Annotated in this window: 13 protein-coding genes; 6 read left to right on the top strand and 7 right to left on the bottom strand. The window is 40.1% G+C overall.

Translation table 11 applies throughout. The annotated features are described in order from the left end of the window. A partial coding sequence (locus tag H5162_RS11560) for a TonB-dependent siderophore receptor (RefSeq protein WP_182778569.1) occupies positions 1 to 1,958 on the bottom strand: 1,958 nt, incomplete at its 3' end. Between the two features lie 137 nt (positions 1,959 to 2,095). After that, on the bottom strand, positions 2,096 to 2,962 hold the full coding sequence (locus tag H5162_RS11555) for an MBL fold metallo-hydrolase (protein WP_182734454.1): 867 nt from the start codon (positions 2,960 to 2,962) through the stop codon (positions 2,096 to 2,098). Between the two features lie 104 nt (positions 2,963 to 3,066). Here H5162_RS11555 and H5162_RS11550 point away from each other — a divergent pair, with 104 nt between their 5' ends. Further along, the gene (locus tag H5162_RS11550; protein ID WP_182734455.1) at positions 3,067 to 3,954 is read left to right on the top strand and encodes a LysR family transcriptional regulator; all 888 of its coding nucleotides are present in this window, start codon (positions 3,067 to 3,069) and stop codon (positions 3,952 to 3,954) included. Between the two features lie 236 nt (positions 3,955 to 4,190). Then, complete coding sequence (locus tag H5162_RS11545; protein WP_182734456.1) at positions 4,191 to 5,393, top strand: MFS transporter; 1,203 nt, start codon at positions 4,191 to 4,193, stop codon at positions 5,391 to 5,393. Positions 5,394 to 5,437: 44 nt separating this feature from the next. Here H5162_RS11545 and H5162_RS11540 read toward each other — a convergent pair whose 3' ends face one another. Both H5162_RS11540 and H5162_RS11535 read right to left on the bottom strand, forming a co-directional pair. Further along, positions 5,438 to 5,635, bottom strand: coding sequence for a helix-turn-helix transcriptional regulator (locus H5162_RS11540; protein ID WP_182778567.1), 198 nt, complete (start codon positions 5,633 to 5,635; stop codon positions 5,438 to 5,440). After that, positions 5,632 to 6,066: a hypothetical protein gene (locus H5162_RS11535; protein ID WP_145237512.1), complete on the bottom strand. Its 435-nt coding sequence runs from the start codon at positions 6,064 to 6,066 to the stop codon at positions 5,632 to 5,634. The genes H5162_RS11540 and H5162_RS11535 overlap by 4 nt, the downstream gene beginning before the upstream one ends. A 230-nt stretch (positions 6,067 to 6,296) precedes the next feature. Here H5162_RS11535 and H5162_RS11530 point away from each other — a divergent pair, with 230 nt between their 5' ends. The 4 genes from H5162_RS11530 (at position 6,297) to H5162_RS11515 (ending at position 13,759) form a co-directional block, all read left to right on the top strand. Then, the gene (locus H5162_RS11530; RefSeq protein WP_182778565.1) at positions 6,297 to 9,545 is read left to right on the top strand and encodes a winged helix-turn-helix domain-containing protein; all 3,249 of its coding nucleotides are present in this window, start codon (positions 6,297 to 6,299) and stop codon (positions 9,543 to 9,545) included. 22 nt (positions 9,546 to 9,567) lie between these two features. Beyond that, complete coding sequence (locus H5162_RS11525; protein WP_145237518.1) at positions 9,568 to 9,933, top strand: DP-EP family protein; 366 nt, start codon at positions 9,568 to 9,570, stop codon at positions 9,931 to 9,933. Positions 9,934 to 10,112: 179 nt separating this feature from the next. Next, on the top strand, positions 10,113 to 11,105 hold the full coding sequence (locus H5162_RS11520; protein ID WP_182734459.1) for a sensor domain-containing diguanylate cyclase: 993 nt from the start codon (positions 10,113 to 10,115) through the stop codon (positions 11,103 to 11,105). Positions 11,106 to 11,209: 104 nt separating this feature from the next. Continuing rightward, positions 11,210 to 13,759: a TonB-dependent receptor plug domain-containing protein gene (locus H5162_RS11515; RefSeq protein ID WP_409076813.1), complete on the top strand. Its 2,550-nt coding sequence runs from the start codon at positions 11,210 to 11,212 to the stop codon at positions 13,757 to 13,759. A 65-nt stretch (positions 13,760 to 13,824) separates the two neighbouring features. On the opposite strand, the gene H5162_RS11510 is transcribed toward H5162_RS11515, so the two are convergent. The 3 genes from H5162_RS11510 to H5162_RS11500 all read right to left on the bottom strand — a co-directional run bounded on the left by H5162_RS11510 (position 13,825) and on the right by H5162_RS11500 (position 16,645). Beyond that, on the bottom strand, positions 13,825 to 14,742 hold the full coding sequence (locus H5162_RS11510) for a tetratricopeptide repeat protein (RefSeq protein WP_182732437.1): 918 nt from the start codon (positions 14,740 to 14,742) through the stop codon (positions 13,825 to 13,827). A 239-nt stretch (positions 14,743 to 14,981) separates the two neighbouring features. After that, a complete protein-coding gene (locus tag H5162_RS11505) occupies positions 14,982 to 15,119 on the bottom strand; it encodes a hypothetical protein (RefSeq protein WP_182732438.1) in 138 nt (45 codons plus the stop codon). 173 nt (positions 15,120 to 15,292) lie between these two features. Further along, positions 15,293 to 16,645 carry a magnesium transporter gene (locus H5162_RS11500; RefSeq protein WP_182732439.1) on the bottom strand — a complete coding sequence of 451 codons (1,353 nt, stop codon included), beginning with the start codon at positions 16,643 to 16,645 and terminating at the stop codon, positions 15,293 to 15,295. Positions 16,646 to 16,759: the final 114 nt, after the last annotated feature.

Below are 16,759 nucleotides of genomic sequence, written 5' to 3'. Positions count from 1 at the left end.
ACTAAGCTATAGTTGGCTGTTAGATTTTCAATACGACGCGGATCTACACGCGTTTTACTATCTACCCACTGCCAGCTTAATGAGTTTTGCCATTTACCGAGTTGTTGCTCAAGGGCTATTTTGCTGTGCAGTGGCATTATTTGATATAACGGCTCATCACTGTCATCACGCTCGCCATGGGTGCTAGTAAGCGCGGCGGTTAAATCCCATGTGCCTGCATTTTTACTATCAACAACACGGATAATACCTTCAAGCTTAGTGCCATAAAGTGTGGCGTCTAAATTGGTAAATTGCAGGGTATTACGCTCAGTTAATACCTTATCTGTGCGGTTAGTACTGCCAACAACAGTAACATCAATATAATCATTTACTTGGGTATACCAAGCGTTAGCTGTTATTTGCCACTGTCCATCTTTTGCCGATTTAGTGTAACTGGTGCTGATGGTATGCGCGGTTTCGGCTACTAAGTCTGGGTTACCAATATAACCATTACCATCACCAAACCAACCAATCATACTGGTCGACATTGTGCTGACACCCCAGCTATAACGTTCATATAAATTAGGCGCACGATTTTTACGTGCTAAGCCAAATTGTAGTTCATCTTCATTAGTAATTTGGTAGCGTAATAATAGGCTGGCATCCACAAGCGTGTCACTGCGCGCGCGATCAATGGCATTAAACTCTTTTGCAGCATCTTTATTTGGATCTGCCATATTCATTGCTGGCATACTTCCCATACCTGACATTCCATTCATGCCATCACCCATGTCTGAATATGGCTGCACTTCACCGGTATCCGTTTGCACATATTCAATACGCGTACCAGCAGAGACCCACCACTTGTTATTTAGCTGCTTTTGCAGCTCAGCAAAACCGGTGTAGCGGTCGCGTTCACCGTCATTAATATTTACATAGTCGTTAGGCCCCATCATCATTGAGCCTTCAATCGCAGGCCACCAATCATCAATGCGGTAACCATAGTATTCTTGGCCGAGCAGTAATACAGTGTCAGCATCAAAGTCTAAACGCCAATTAAGTTGATAACTGATATCTTGCGCGTCGGTATTCATCGGCATCATGCCGGTTTTTTCAGCGCTGAAAAAACCCATTTCGTGCTTTACATCATTAAAGTTTATTTGCGCTCGAAACTCACCACTTTCAAGCTGGCGTTTATACTGAGTGACTATGCCATAACTGGTGTTATCCGTCATATCCATATATTGATTAGCAAAGCCCTGAAAGGGTATTTTTTGATGCGTTAATTTAACCACTAGCTGTTGTTTTTCATCTCGCAGCGCTGCAGTTAATGCATGATTTTGCACACGATATAGAGTATCTAATACTAAATCACCATTACCATCGTCATAACTATCAGCGTCTTCAAAGGCACCTTGATAATTTAAACTCAAGCTGCCACTGGCAAGTCGTGCGCCAACACCTACCGCTTGCGCATTATTTACACTGCGATACTGCGCCGACACATAACCTGAATGCCACGCTAACGTATCACTCTCACCATATTGCGCAGCAATGGTGTTTACTACAATAACGCCGGCAATGTTATCGCCACCAGCGCTTACTGGCGAAATACCTGCAATCACTTGATAAGACGATAGCTGATTAGCCGAAATATAAGATAATGGTGGGTTCATCTGATTGCCACAGGCCGCAGTAATATCTGCGCCATCGACCAGTACTTTAACTCTATCGCCCATCATGCCATTTAATATAGGTAAACTAGAAACGCCACCTGCCGCAGAGAAATCCACCCCCAACTCAGTTAAAAGCTGTTCTGCAGAACCTAAATTTGCATGGCTGTTAACGTTTTGGCCTTGTACCTCAATCACTTCAATTGAATCATCAGCAAGAACGTAAGGAGAAACTAAACTCGCTATGCAAAGTGCTAACGGAGAAAGTGCATAACGTGAATTGATAAGTGGATTGTGGTTGCTCATTTTATTCTTTAATTACAGCAGGTTTAAGATGAACAAAGTATATAGTGTGCGACGTTGCCTGAACACGTGACAAATTGTCGCACCTATAATGCTATAAACTCAGTGCTGAGAATATCGTAACTAGATAAGTAAACACCTTACCAGATCATTTCACCCATATGCACTTTAGCGCCTAATTCTAAACTACTGGTATCAGTAAATTCGGGATAAAGCGTAACCATTTTGGCGATTAACTCTTGGCTATTGTGACTGTGCTGTTTTGCTTTCACAAACGCAGTTATATAGTTAAAGGTAAAATCAATGGCGCTAGCATCTAATGCAGAGCCTGCTTCCATATGCCCAGGGATCACCATTGCTGGTTCAAGCGCTTTCATTTCATTGAGCTGTTTTAGCCACGCATCAATACTTTGCTGACTTTGCGTATCAGCCATCCATACATGGTGCCCAGCTGAAACGGCTACATTACCTAAAATTGTTTTATTTGCAGGGATCCATAAATAAGGACGATGCGCTAACACCCCAGCTTGCATTCTGATCTGAATTTCATGCCCTTCAAGCTGCAATGTTTGTAGTGAGTAACTTGTTGGAACAATGGGGTTTGCTGGCGCATTGCTGCCCATTTTAGGCCCCCAAAATGCGATTTTATTAAGACGATTTTTTGCAATTACTTGCGCCACAGCCTCGGGAGTTATTAACTTTGCATTGGGGAATAGTTGCTGTAACAACTGCGCACCAAAGTAATAATCAGGATCTGCTTGGCTAATAAAAATGGTGGTTAACTCTTTACCTGAATCATACACTTTAGCTGCAATTCGCAGTGCATCCGCATTCGTAAAGCCACTATCGACCACAATAGCTTGCTTATCACCGTAGACGATACTTGAGTTAACCGTAAAACTATTACTATCAGCGTTATAAACATCCACCGTTAATTGCGACTTAGCCTGCGTACTTGCAGCCAGCATTAACAATGAAACAGATAGCGACTTTACTAAAACCTTCATTTAAGATACCTAAAATAAATACTGTTAGGTGAATAATAAAGAATTGATTAACTCAAATAAACGCACAACAATAAACATCATTATTTCAAAAAACGATCTAATTAATGGATAGAGTCACTGCCGCAAAAGTATTTTTGGATGTTGCTCACTCAGGTAGTTTTACAGCATCCGCTGAGCGCCTAAACATGTCACGAGCAATGGTAAGTCGCAGCATCGAAACAATGGAAAACTGGCTACAAACAAGGCTACTGCATCGCACTACCCGTAAAGTTGCCTTAACTAGTGCTGGTAAAGCATGTCTTGAAAATATTGAAAACTGGTATCAGCAAAGTGAACAACTAGTTTTACACGCAACTCCTGATGCAGCGCTGACTGGCAGTATTCGCATTGCCACGAGTATGTCGTTTAGTCAGTCACAATTAATGCCCGCATTAAAACCATTTTTACAACAACACCCATTAGTGAATATTGAACTAGAATTAAATGACTCAGCAACCAATTTGGCGCAAAAACAAATAGACTTAGCAATTAGAATTGCTGCAAACCCAGACCCATCATTGATCGGCAAACCTATTGGTATTTGTCACTCTGCGATTGTTGCATCAGCTGACTACCTTGCTAAGCACGCGCAAATAACTCAACCTAGTGACTTATCTGAGCATACCTATTTGGCACATAAACATTTTGCTAATCATGTCTTGCATTTAAAAATGCCCCAGCAACTTGCTTCTATTAACGTAACCAGTCGCCTTTGCGCTAATGAAGCAACTACCTTATTAAGTGCCGCGATTAATGGCTTAGGTATTGCGGTGTTGCCAACCTATTTAGCTAATGACTATATAGCACGTAACGAGCTTGTGCACATTTTGCCTGATTGGCATCCTGATGCACTAAACATTTATGCTTTGTATAGTTCCCGTAAGCATTTATCTCCAGCTATTCGGGCACTCATCGATCATTTATGCACGTACTTTAAAACAGAACACTGGTAATACTGGCAGCTTAAATGTAAAATCTACCCATTAAAACTGGAACGTTCCTATTAAAGTAAGAACGCTTGAATCTAACGTTATATTTAAAAATCTAAGTACGCCATTTTTCGTGTAATACGCTGACTTATTTTTATCATACAATCGCGGTTTAATTGGTTCTTCAAAATTGCAGTTTCCTGCTTTTTATTAAATAAATCATTCATATTTTTTCGTCAGTCTTTTTACAAGGGTTATCTATGTCACCTGAACCTAGCGTCGTGAACAATACGCTAAGCACTACCGCTATTTTGTTAGTACTTGCACTGGGTACTTTTATTTTAGGATTATCGGAATTTTCGATGATGCCAATGCTGCCATTGTTCAGCGAAACATTTGCCTCAACACCAGCACAAAGCGGTTATACCATTAGCGCCTATGCGATTGGCGTAGTGATCGGTGCACCGTTTTTTATGATCACCACAGCAAATATGCGCAAGCGTAATGCTTTGCTATTATTTGTGTCGATGATGTTTATATTTAACGGCTTAAGCGCATTTGCTAATTCGTTAGAGCAGCTTATATTATTTCGCTTTTTAAGTGGTTTACCCCACGGAGCTTATTTTGCTGTTGCCATTTTATTAGCCGCAGATATAGCACCTGCCAATAAACGCGCCAGCTTTATGTCTAAAGTATTTATGGGCCTTACCATAGCAACGATTGTTGGCGTGCCTATGGTTACTTTAGTCGGTCAAAATTTTAGTTGGCGTTATTGTTTAGCGGGCACCGCAGTGCTGGCACTTGTTGCGTTTATTCTAATTGTAAAGTTCATACCAAACACAAAAAATTCAGCCCCTTCGTCGTTATTAAGCGAGTTGAGCGTACTGAAAAATAAGCTGGTTTGGTCAATTTTAGGGATCATTATTGTTGGCTTTGGCGGGGTGTTTTGCATTTATACTTATATTGCCGATACAATTTTAGTGGTCACCCACACACCAGCCTACACTATATCAATTGCGATGGTTATGTTCGGTATTGGTTGTACGCTGGGCAACTATATTTTAGGTAAGGCAGCGGATCATTCGCCCCTTAAAACCACCGGTATAGCACTTGTTGGCGCAATCATTTTTGCTACAACTTATGTAATGGCAAGCCATAACATTTGGTTACTTTATGCGGTTATATTTTTTATTGGTTTTAGTGTCGGACTTGGCACAGTTATTCAAACTATGTTGATGGATGTATCTCCGCATGGGCACGCAATGATTGGCGCACTTGTACAATGCGCATTCAATACTGCAAATGCAATTGGTCCTTGGGTTGGCGGCTTAGCAATTGCACAAGGCGCGCAACCTAATCAAACCGGCTATGTCGCCGCAGTGTTATTTGCTGGTGGATTTATTATGTGGTTACTGAGTGCATTGCAAATGGGTAAACAAAAACCGCAACTAGTTGCCCCATAAACAGCACTACACTCTGCGTACTTTAAGCACGCAGAGTGTAGAATTTATACCTCTTCATCTTGAAAGATATCTTCAATTTTTAATTTAAATAAACGAGCTGCTTTAAACGCTAATGGTAAACTAGGATCGAACTTGCCTTTTTCGATAGCATTCACCGTTTGCCTTGATACATCAAGTAGATCTGCTAATTTTGCCTGAGTAAGGTCATGCTCCGCGCGCAATACTTTAAGGCGGTTTTTCATTCTTCGTCCTCAGCGCCAAGTTGTTTATTCATCACTACGACAGACACTAAATAAGTTATCCCCATAAACATCACTAAATGGGAAATCCCTTGTCGAAACGAAATTACCCCGCTCGTTTGTAATACCGAGTATGCTAAACCAAATACTAAACTCCCTCCTAAGGTAATCGCCATCGCATTTAAATGTAACCGTTGCTGCAATTCATCTAAGCCAGCTAAATGGCGTTTATTTGCCATAATCATCATAATACCTGCGAAAACATTGACCATAATTGCCACTATACTAAGTAGCGTGTTCTGCTCGCCCCACAGCAACAATGGCCCGAATGACGCAAGCGCCAAAGTTAAAACCCATGCCAGAGTCCACTTTGCTAAATAAACTGTGTTTAGTTTGTTACGTTGTTTGAATGTTAATCCTGTTTGTTGTTTCATGTTCTCACCTTTTTAGTCAAGTAAACTTGACTAAGTATTATTGAAGAACACGCCAAAGTCAAGCAAGCTTTACATAAAGTAATGTGGATTAGACATAACCTATACTATAACTGTTTAATTAAGATTCTTAACGTTTGACTCAGAATATTGTATTAACTTATTGCTTGCAGTAGGATAAAAAAACCTGTTGAAGTAACCTCAATTTTAACAATAACAATGATGAGCCCTGCATGAGTAAATCCGTTTTCTTTGTCGGCGAATGGCAAGTAACAGCTACCACCAATAGTTTAATACGAGGCGCGCAAATCAAACAACTTGAGCCCAAAGCGATGGATGTTTTATTGTTATTATGCGAAAAACAAGGAGAGTTAGTTAGCAGTGAAGAGATCCTTAACCACTGTTGGCGCACAGTTGCAGTGGGCGATAATCCCCTGCATAAAGTCATCACGCAATTGCGTAAAGCATTTGACGATAAAGCCAGTGATCCGCAATACATAGAGACAATCCGCAAGCGCGGCTATCGCGTTATCGCCAAAATAGAGCTCCCTCTTGATGATGAGCAAAAAGCCAGCCATAGTAAGTGGCAAGGTGATTCGCCATTTGTTGGGTTAAGCGCGTTCACCCCCAATGAAGCCGCGGTGTTTTTTGGCCGCAGCAAGCAAATAAACACACTATTACAGCGGGTATCTGCGCAAATTAATTATGGCCGCGCATTTTGCTTATTGCTCGGCTCAAGTGGCTCAGGTAAGTCATCACTGGTCAATGCAGGTGTATTACCAGCACTAATGAGTGAAGCAGGCTTTGATGGCTTTCGAATTGAGTCATACTGCTTGCTCGACTTTGCAGACGTAAGTAAAGGTCGGCTATTTCTCGATCTAGCCTCTACTTTACTTGATTTAGAAATCAACGATGCGCCAGTTTTAACAAATATCAGTGCCGACTCCCTCAGTGAGTTATTACTCTCAACGCCTGAGCAAGTTATTGAGCGTTGCCAAATGGCTTTAAAGCAAGGGCAAACAACCCATATAAAACCGTATTTATTTTTATTTATCGACCGCCTTGAAGTATTGCTGTCGTCGCCAGTATTTAGCGAGCAAGAGCGCAGCCAGTTTTTAACAATTATAGAGTTACTGGCCACCAGTAACTGCATTATTATATTTAGCGCCTGTCGAAATGACTTTTACCCCCAAGTGGTTAATCAACCCAGTTTAATGGCTGGTAAAGCCAATGGCGCGCATTTTGACTTGCTACCGCCAACGCGTTCTGAATTAAAACAGATGATCCGCCTGCCAGCTTTAGCCGCAGGGCTTAGTTGGCAGCTTGACCCTGAGCACCAAACACCACTGGATGAAATGCTCTGTAACGACACAGCCAATAACCCCGACGCCCTGCCAATGCTGCAATACACTTTGCAACAACTGTACTTACAGCGCAGCGAAAACGATGAGCTATTAGTCTCTGAATACCAAGCATTGGGCGGTATTGAAGGCGCGATTGGCCAAAAAGCTGAGCACGTTTTTACACAACTGCCCAAGCAACAACAAGCCCAGCTGAGCTTGGTATTATCAAAACTAATTACCCTGCACGCTGATGGCGAAACCCTCACCAGCCGCGCAGCCCGTTGGGATGAACTCACCACCCCTGCACAAACACAACTTGCACAAGCGATGGTCGATAGCCGCTTATTTGTGTCGCACCTTAAAAACGAGCAAGCCTGTTTTAGTTTGGCACACGAAGCACTACTACGTCAGTGGCAACGCGCCATAGACTGGATAAACCAACACCAACAAAGCTTAGCCATTAAAAGTCGCTTACAAATCGCCACCGAGCGTTGGTTAAACGAGCAAAAACATGCCGACTTTTTATTAGCGCAGGGCAAGCCGTTACAAGAAGCACAAAGCCTTATAAATAACCCGATGTTTAGCCTCAGTGTTGCTGAACTGAGTTTAATTAAAGCATCAAACCGCAGGGCAAAACGTAAAAAAAGAGTGTTACAAGCCACCGCGGTTGCACTTATTTTACTCAGTTTTATAGCCACCTTTATGAGCGTACGCAGCTACCACGCCGAGCAAGTCGCGCAGCAAAAACGCTTAGAAGCCGAAAGCCTACTTGGTTTTATGGTGGGTGAATTTGCCGATAAACTGCGTAGCGTTAAACGTATGGATTTGCTCGATGGCATTAGCAATAAAGCGCTGGAGTATTTTACTAATCAGGCTGATGAGGACAACTCTCTCTTTCGCTTTACAGACCAAAAAACCGAATTTAACAACCGCTTTCAATATGCACAAACCCTTGAGGCAATGGGGGAAGTGGCCTATTCCCGCGGTAAAACCGACGAAGCATTTACCGCGTTTGAGAGCGCCCGCACCCGACTTGAGGGATTATTAAAAACCCAACCTAGCAACTTAGAGTTACTTACGCTTGCGGGTGCCAATGCCTTTTGGTTAGGGCAACTTCATTATGATAAAAGTGATTACGCTGCCACAGAGCCAATGTTTAAAAAATACCAAGCCTATAGTGAAACAATGTACTCCCTAGCACCCAATGATTTTAACTCCATTATGGAGTTGTCTTATTCACATAACTCTCTCGGCTCGTTATATTTAAAACAATTTAACTATGCTGCTGCAAAACAAAGCTTCACAGAGTCGCTAAATCTTAAAAACAAAGCACTCGAGCTTAAACCCAACAATAAAAACTTATTACGTGATAAAACAGATACAATTAGCTGGCTTGCCAGTACAGAAGAAAATTTGGGTAATTTTAATACGGCATTAACAATGTTAGAAAATGCATCTAATGAGTTGAATAATATTTTGGCACAATATCCCAATGATGCCAGCGTATTAAGCAATCTTACTTATATTTATATGCAACAAAGTTTCCTACTAAGTTATTTCTCGGATAAGCAGCGCTCTTATGAAAAAGCTAAGCTAGCAAATGACAGTATAAGTAATGCTCTTCTTCAAGATCCAAATAATAATAAATTCCAGAAAATATATTACCGTTCTTTATCTTATAAATTGATGTTATCGAACGAGCAAGATCTTAACGATAACATAAAAGAAATATTAAACTTTTTAAAAGAGCAGGATTTAAATGATACTGAAACTATTAATATATTTATCAGTATTATTCATTACTACATCAACATAGGTATAAATTCCAAAGCAAATGAACTACTAATTAAACTTGAAAACAACAATGATTACAAAGTACAAATAGGAAAACTATGGCAAACAGCAAACTCCTTAGTTTTAGCAAGGATATATTTAATTAAAGCTAAACTTGCAACAAATAATGATGACCGAAGCTTATTTTGTGAAAAAGCAATTAAAATAATTTCATTCCGAGAAAATAAAAGTATAAAAACAACGTACCCTTTGGTTCAAGCATATAGCTGCTCAAATAGAAAAAATAAAGCGAAAGAATTAAAAGAAAACCTAATACAGTTAGGTATTGATGACTTTAGCCTATAACAAAAATGATAGAGGAAATAACATGAATAACAACCAACAAGTTGTTAACTTTTCAGTAGAAATCGAGCTTGTAGATAACAAAGCAAATTTTACATACTATATAGGAGATGACCAAGTCTCAGGTGGAGGTGAGGTAAGAACCAAAACTGCTGCTATTTACACTTTAAAACAAGACACATTTAATAAAGGCTTCTTATTTAGCAGCGCAACAATCACTGGCAACTGTGCTGATGACTTCCTTTACGTAGTTAATAATAACGGTAAGTCTATTACCATTACAGATACCGATGAAACCAGCGGTACAGCATCAATCATTTTTAATGTGGAATGTAATGGCACCTCTTACAGCAGTAGCGACCCTCAGGTTATAAACAAAGAAGAAATTTAATTACTGCAACCTATCCCTTTCTTTCTCTTGCTTCGCAGGCGTTACCTCACCTGCGTATTTTAATTTTATTATTAAAAATCAAAAATTTAAAACCAGAAGGTTACCAGAAGGTTTATTTGCACTTTTTTAAGTAAATTTATAGACACCAAAAACGTATAGCAAAACGTAAAGGATTAAACGTGTCTAACCAAACAAATAATAACCAAACACTTAACGCAAATAAGCAATCAGCTACTATTGGCAAAACCCTTTCAGCCTGTCTTTCTCACTTACAGTTTGGTTCTTTAATTGAATTATTCAACGGCATCAGTGAAGGTATTTTTATCATCGATGAGCAAGGTACGTTTGAGTTTGCAAACCCAATGGCGGCACAGTTTTTAGGCGACTCCCAGCAATCATTGATTGGTCAAAGCCTACTACAGTTTTTACATGAAACTGACCGCGATAAATACATGTATACGTTACTAAACTGGTTAGATATAAAAGATACTCGCCTTAACTTTGGTCCTAATGAAGTAAAAATAAACAAAACGGATGGCAATATAATTGAGGCCGACTTATCTATTTCTAATATGCCTTCGAGCATTGCGTCAGCGCAAAAACTTTATGTTTGCATATTACATGATTTAAGTATTCACAAAGCAATATATAACAAATTAAAAGTACAAGCTTCAATAGATCATTTAACTGGGCTTGCTAATCGCTTCACGCTCGATGAATCATTAAAACAATACTGGCAAGAAAGTATTCAAAGCCACCAGCCATTAACTAGTATATTAATTGATGTCGATCATTTTAAGAGATTCAACGATACCTATGGCCATATTAAAGGCGATAAGTGCTTACAAAAAATAGCCAAGATTATTTTGCAATGTATACCATCAAGAGATTGTTTAGCCGCTCGCTATGGCGGTGAAGAATTTGCTGTTATTCTGCCACGCTGCAACCGCGATAGCGCCGCTGTTGTTGCCAGACATATTCAACAACAAATAAATGCGATGACGTTTACTGATATAGGCCTGCCGCCAGAAGTTAAAGTAAGTGTGAGCCAAGGTATAGCCTGTGAACTTGATAATCAATACCGTACCTGCGAAGCACTAATATGTGCTGCTGATACTGCTTTATATAGAGCAAAATCTGACGGCAGAAATAAAATCAGCATCAGCTCATAAACACAACATTAACAAGATTTTATTTATTTTAACGAAATGCATTAGTTACACATATACTATATTTTAATGTTATTTGTTTGTTCCCAATACGCTATATAAACTAGATGGCGTATGACAACAACTCGGGATCAACAATGAAACTATTTAACAAGTTACCTTTACAACTTGCTATTGCAAGTACATTGGCAACCTCAGCGACTGCAATCGCTGTTGAGCAAACAGCTGACACAACAGCACAAGATATTGAAGTTATTTCGGTTACCGGCACACGTCGTAGTTTACGCAGCCTGTCGGAAAGTACAGTTCCTGTAGACTTGCTAACCAGTCGTGATCTGGCAACCACAGGCCAGCTTGAAATAAGCCAAGTGCTTGCGGCTCAATTACCTAGCTTTAACTACCCAAGTGCAACCCTCGCTGATGGTACAGACCATGCAAAACCAGCAGTATTACGAGGCCTAGCTCCTGATCACACCTTAGTACTTGTCAATGGTAAACGCCGTCACTCTGGTGCTTTATTAAATTTAGGTGGCACAGTTGGCCGTGGCTCTACGGCTGTTGATTTAAATAATATTCCAACCTCTGCGATTAAACGCGTTGAAGTACTGCGTGATGGTGCAGCTGCGCAATATGGCTCAGATGCCATCGCCGGTGTGATCAATATTGTGCTCAAAGATGCCGATGAAGGCGGTAGTGTAAGCTACACTTATGGTCAATATGATTCGCAAATGGCAGGCTCTGCACAGTTAAAAGAAACAATCATCGACTCGCAAGGTAAGCTTGGTTTTGTTAAAGGTGATGACCGCCGCGTTAACGATGGTATTACCCGAACTGCAAGTGCCAATGCGGGCTTTTCGCTTAGCGAGAATGGCTTTATCAATATCTCAATTGAAACCCGTAACAACGAGCCAACTAACCGCTCAGGTATTGATGAGCGAGAACAATATAATCGTGATGAAAACGGCGCGCTTGATCCAAAAGAGCTGACGTTTGACCGTTATAACCACCGCTTTGGTAAAGCCGATGTTGAAGATATCGCGCTATTTTATAATCTTGGCTACGACTTTAGTGATGACTTATCACTTTACTCTTTTGCCAGCTATTCAAATCGTAAAGGTAACTCAGGCGGTTTCTATCGCCGTGCCAAAGACAACCGTAATGTGCCAAGCGTTTATCCTGATGGGTTTTTACCAAACATTGACACTGATGTTGACGACTATTCGTTTGCTATCGGTTTAAATGGGGTTAGTAATGATTGGACATGGGATATCAGCACTAATTATGGTCGCAATGATTTTGCATTAGGTGTTAGCAATAGTATCAATACCTCTATGGGTGCTAACAGTCCGACAGAGTTTGATAATGGCGCATTAGTGTATGAACAATTCCTTGTTAACATGGATGCCAGCAATAGCTTTGACTTAGGCTTGCCTGATGACGTGTTTGTTACCATTGGTACTGAATATCGCCATGAAAACTACCAAATCAAAGCCGGTGAACAAGCTTCGTATTTAACGGTACTTGATGCACAAGGCGTACCTGTTGCCGCCGGTGGTGCACAAGTTTTATCAGGTTTTTCACCCGATAGTGCAACTGATAAAAGCCGCCATAACATTGCCCTATTTGCTGAATTTGATACCTACCTCACTGAAAATTGGAATGCTGTGCTAGCAGGTCGATTTGAAGACTATAGTGATTTTGGCAGTACTTTTACAGCGAAACTTGCCAGCCGCTATAGCATTACTCCTTCATTATCGTTACGTGGTGCTATCAGTAGTGGTTTTAGAGCACCGTCTCTTGCACAAACATCTTATAAATCAGTCAGCACTGTATTTGAAAATGGCGTACCTAGAGAAGTCGGATTATTTCCAAGTAGTGAGGCTGCTGCCAAAGCGCTTGGCGCAAAAGATTTAGACGCTGAAGAGTCTGTCAATATGACCGCTGGTTTTATCTTCACAGAAGGTAATTTTAGCTTCACGCTTGATGCTTATCGTATCGATATTGATGATCGCATTGTGCTTTCTGAAAACTTAGAAGGCCCTGCTGTTGAAGCTATTTTACAACAAGCCGCTGAGCTTAATACCCAAAGTGTGCGCTACTTTACCAACGCTATCGATTCGCGTACTCAAGGGGTTGATATTGTTGCCACCTATTTACTCGGTTTAGCTGATTATGGTGACTTACGCTTAAGTGCCGCTGTAAACTTTAACGATACAGAAGTTACTCATGTGAAAGACAATCCACCAGAACTCGAAGCGTTAGGTGATGGATATCAATACTTTGCACGACGTGAAATTTCTCGATTCGAAAAAGGCACACCAGCAGATAAATGGAACCTGTCTGCAACATGGGATTATGAAAATATACAGGCCACGCTTCGTGCAACTCGCTATGGTGAAGTAGTTGATACCTCAAGTAGTGCTGAGGGCGATGAGCTTCTTAAGGCGAAATGGCTCACTGATATTGAAGTGGCGTATCGCCCAACCGAGCAATGGAAACTTGCTTTAGGTGCTAACAATCTATTTGATCAGTACCCGCAAGATACGGTAAGTAATATTGGTTATAGTGATTTCAACCAAATTTTCACTTACAGCGGGTTCACGCCATATAGTTTAGATGGCCGCTTTGTTTATGCGAATGTAACGTTTAACTTTTAATTAAACAAGTAACTACGGCCCATATAAATATGGGCCGTCTTATCGGGGATGTATAGTTACAATCGCTACAAAGTTAAGGCTGTAGCTAATTGCTTATAGACTATTTTATGGTTACGATTTAAATCACTCTCTTTAACTGTTTTAAACCACTTAGTAGCCTGCTGATTATCTTTTGCTTGCCAGCATATTTCTGCCAACCTTAATGTATGCGCAGCTTTTGCAATATCATCACTACCTTCTACCATATAACTCAACGAATCTACATAGTACTTAATAGCAAGGTCATACTGTCCGAGCAATTGATATGTGCGCGCTAAATTCCCCTGTGCCACAATAATTTTGCCTTGATGCTGGGTTGGTAGTATCCAATCAAGCGCTTTTTTTCTGCTCTCTCTGGCATTTTCTAAATCGCCATAAGCGTGATAAATATTTGCTTTATTAGACTGTAACTCAAAATTAAAAATTGGATCTTTACTCTTGCCAAACTTTCGTTCGGTTTTGAGCAGCATCTGAAAAGCGGATTCCTTATTACCAAAAACATACTGCAAATTAGCTAACTCGAGCATTCGCATTGGATCTGCAAACGCATCGTACATCAACTTTATATCTGTAAATGCCTTATTTGCATAGATTTTTGCGCGCTCATCATCGTGATAAAAATGCAAAGCTTTGGCATAGTAAAAATAAGCTTGGACTTTAAATACTTCAGGTAAATCATCTCGTTCTGCGAATGGTTCAACAATGATTTTTAAGGTTTCATAATCATTTTTATCGTAGTAATAATCAAATAAGTAAGACTTGGCTTTATACCACCGAGTTGAATGTAGCTCTGATTGCTCTATACGTTCATTAATATAAACTAAGCAGTCTTTCTCTGGCTGTTGTAAGCAGAATTGTTCGTGATCACTAAAGTGTTCAGACGCATTAGTTAGCGTAGAAAAAATACAGATAAAAATAGCGATTATTAAGTGATTTTTTATCATAAAGTTTAAGCAAACGCTTAATGCTGTAAAGTATATACATAGATTAAAACATATTTGCATAAAATTATTAACAAATATTGTGCGCTAGCAGATCATGGCGTGCTAGGAGTGGAGGTAAAAAACTGGCTTGGCAATTACAAAAGTATTTTATAATTGCCTAAGCATTTGAAAAGTATAATTATAACCTTTACTGATAGTGCAGAATAACTGATCACACAGCAATATTTTCGTATGCTAAATTAAGCTGCTTTTTTCAGCGCTTTTTTAAGCTTACCTATTTTGGATTTTTGTTTTGCGACTTTATCTTTACGAGCGCTGATTTCTTTTTTAATCGATTTTACTTCTTTACTGATTGCTTTAGCTGGTTTCTTTGACATTGAGTATTTCCTTTTTAATTATGTAACTCGCTATTGCGAGAGCTGTACTTTATGATAAAAAAGAACCAGATGATACGCGCCAACCAGTTCTTCACTAAAAGTTCATACAACAGAAATAAAACTGAAATTAATAAAATGCCTGTAAAAGCTATCATACTTCCTAAACTAAAATACTAAAGTAGTAATAAACTACCTAACCCTAAGAAAGTGACAAAGCCAACGATATCGGTCACTGTTGTCAAGATTACTGAACCTGACAGTGCGGGATCGATTTTCATTTTATCTAAAATAGAAGGGATCACCACGCCAGACAAAGAGGCTGCAATTAAATTAAGCAAAATAGCCACTGTAATGGTAATACTGAGCATTACATCACTAAACCAAAAATAGGTGAGCACACCAATTACCATAGCCCACACACAGCCATTTACGGCACCTACCCTAAGCTCTTTTTTAAGTAGCGCCTTACGGTTTGAGTCAGTCACCTGACCAAGCGCTAAACCGCGCACGATTACGGTTAACGTTTGGCTCCCTGCTATACCGCCCATTGACGCAACTACCGGCATTAATACTGCCAATGCAACCACTTGCTCAATGGTTGCGCCAAATAAGCCAATAAACCAGGATGCTAAAAATGCGGTTGCTAAATTAATGCCTAACCAAATACCACGGTTCTTCGCACTTTTTCGTACGCTGGCAAATAGATCTTCGTCTTCACGTAAACCACCCGCTTTTGCCGCTGCTTCATCGGTGACCTCTTGGCGTAATTCGTAAGCTGAGGTAACTTTTAATCGCCCCAGTAACTTATTATCGACATTGACAACGGGCATTGCCATTTTTTCACTGTGGATCACCACTTCAGCTGCTTCGTATAAATCATCGTCGGCATGCAGTGAAGTTATATCGTGATCAGCAAAACTTAATAAGGTGTCTGAGTCCTTAGCTTTAAATAACGTGTTAACCGATACCTCACCAATTAGCGTGCCTTTGCGGCTCACTAAATAAATAACCTCGGTATATTGCGGTAAGCCTTTTTGCAGGATTTTTCGTGCGCCACCGACCGTTAGTTTGTCTGAAACCTTAAGTGAATCAAAATCAAGCCAGTGACCAAGTTGCTCTGGCAGATACTGCTGCGCTAATTCATATTGCTTGGTTTGTACTTCATCAAGTTGACGGCGAGCGTATTCAACAAAGCGCTCAGGGATCACTTCTTCAAGTTCAAGTAACTCAGCAACGCTTACTTCATCAAGTAATTTAAAACCGTCATCTTCATCGAGTGTTTGTAATAACCAACGACAGCTATCGGCGCCTAAATTAATGAATATTTCATGCTGGGTGTCTTCATCTAATAACTGCCAAATATCTATACGCTGATCTTTTGGTAAGGCTTCAAATAATAACGATAAATGTTCTGTCGAAAGTATTTCTTTGGCGTCAGCTAACAGCTTATTTTTACGCTCTGTGGTATCACATTGTAAAAGCTCATCAATAAGCTGTGGGAGTTGATCAATCGGGTATTCAATCATGTTGAAGCCTTTGAATTTAACTACTTTGTGTTTAGTTTACCTCAGCTTGAAAAAATAGTTTGAGAAATTTTCGTAACAATACCCACAGCTCAAAAAGCTGCGGGTATTTATTAT

It is taken from the genome of Pseudoalteromonas sp. SR41-8, from assembly GCF_014163915.1.
Lineage (GTDB): Bacteria > Pseudomonadota > Gammaproteobacteria > Enterobacterales > Alteromonadaceae > Pseudoalteromonas > Pseudoalteromonas rhizosphaerae.
Note: the sequence above shows the minus strand (reverse complement) of the source record. Positions and strands in the feature narration are given on the sequence as shown.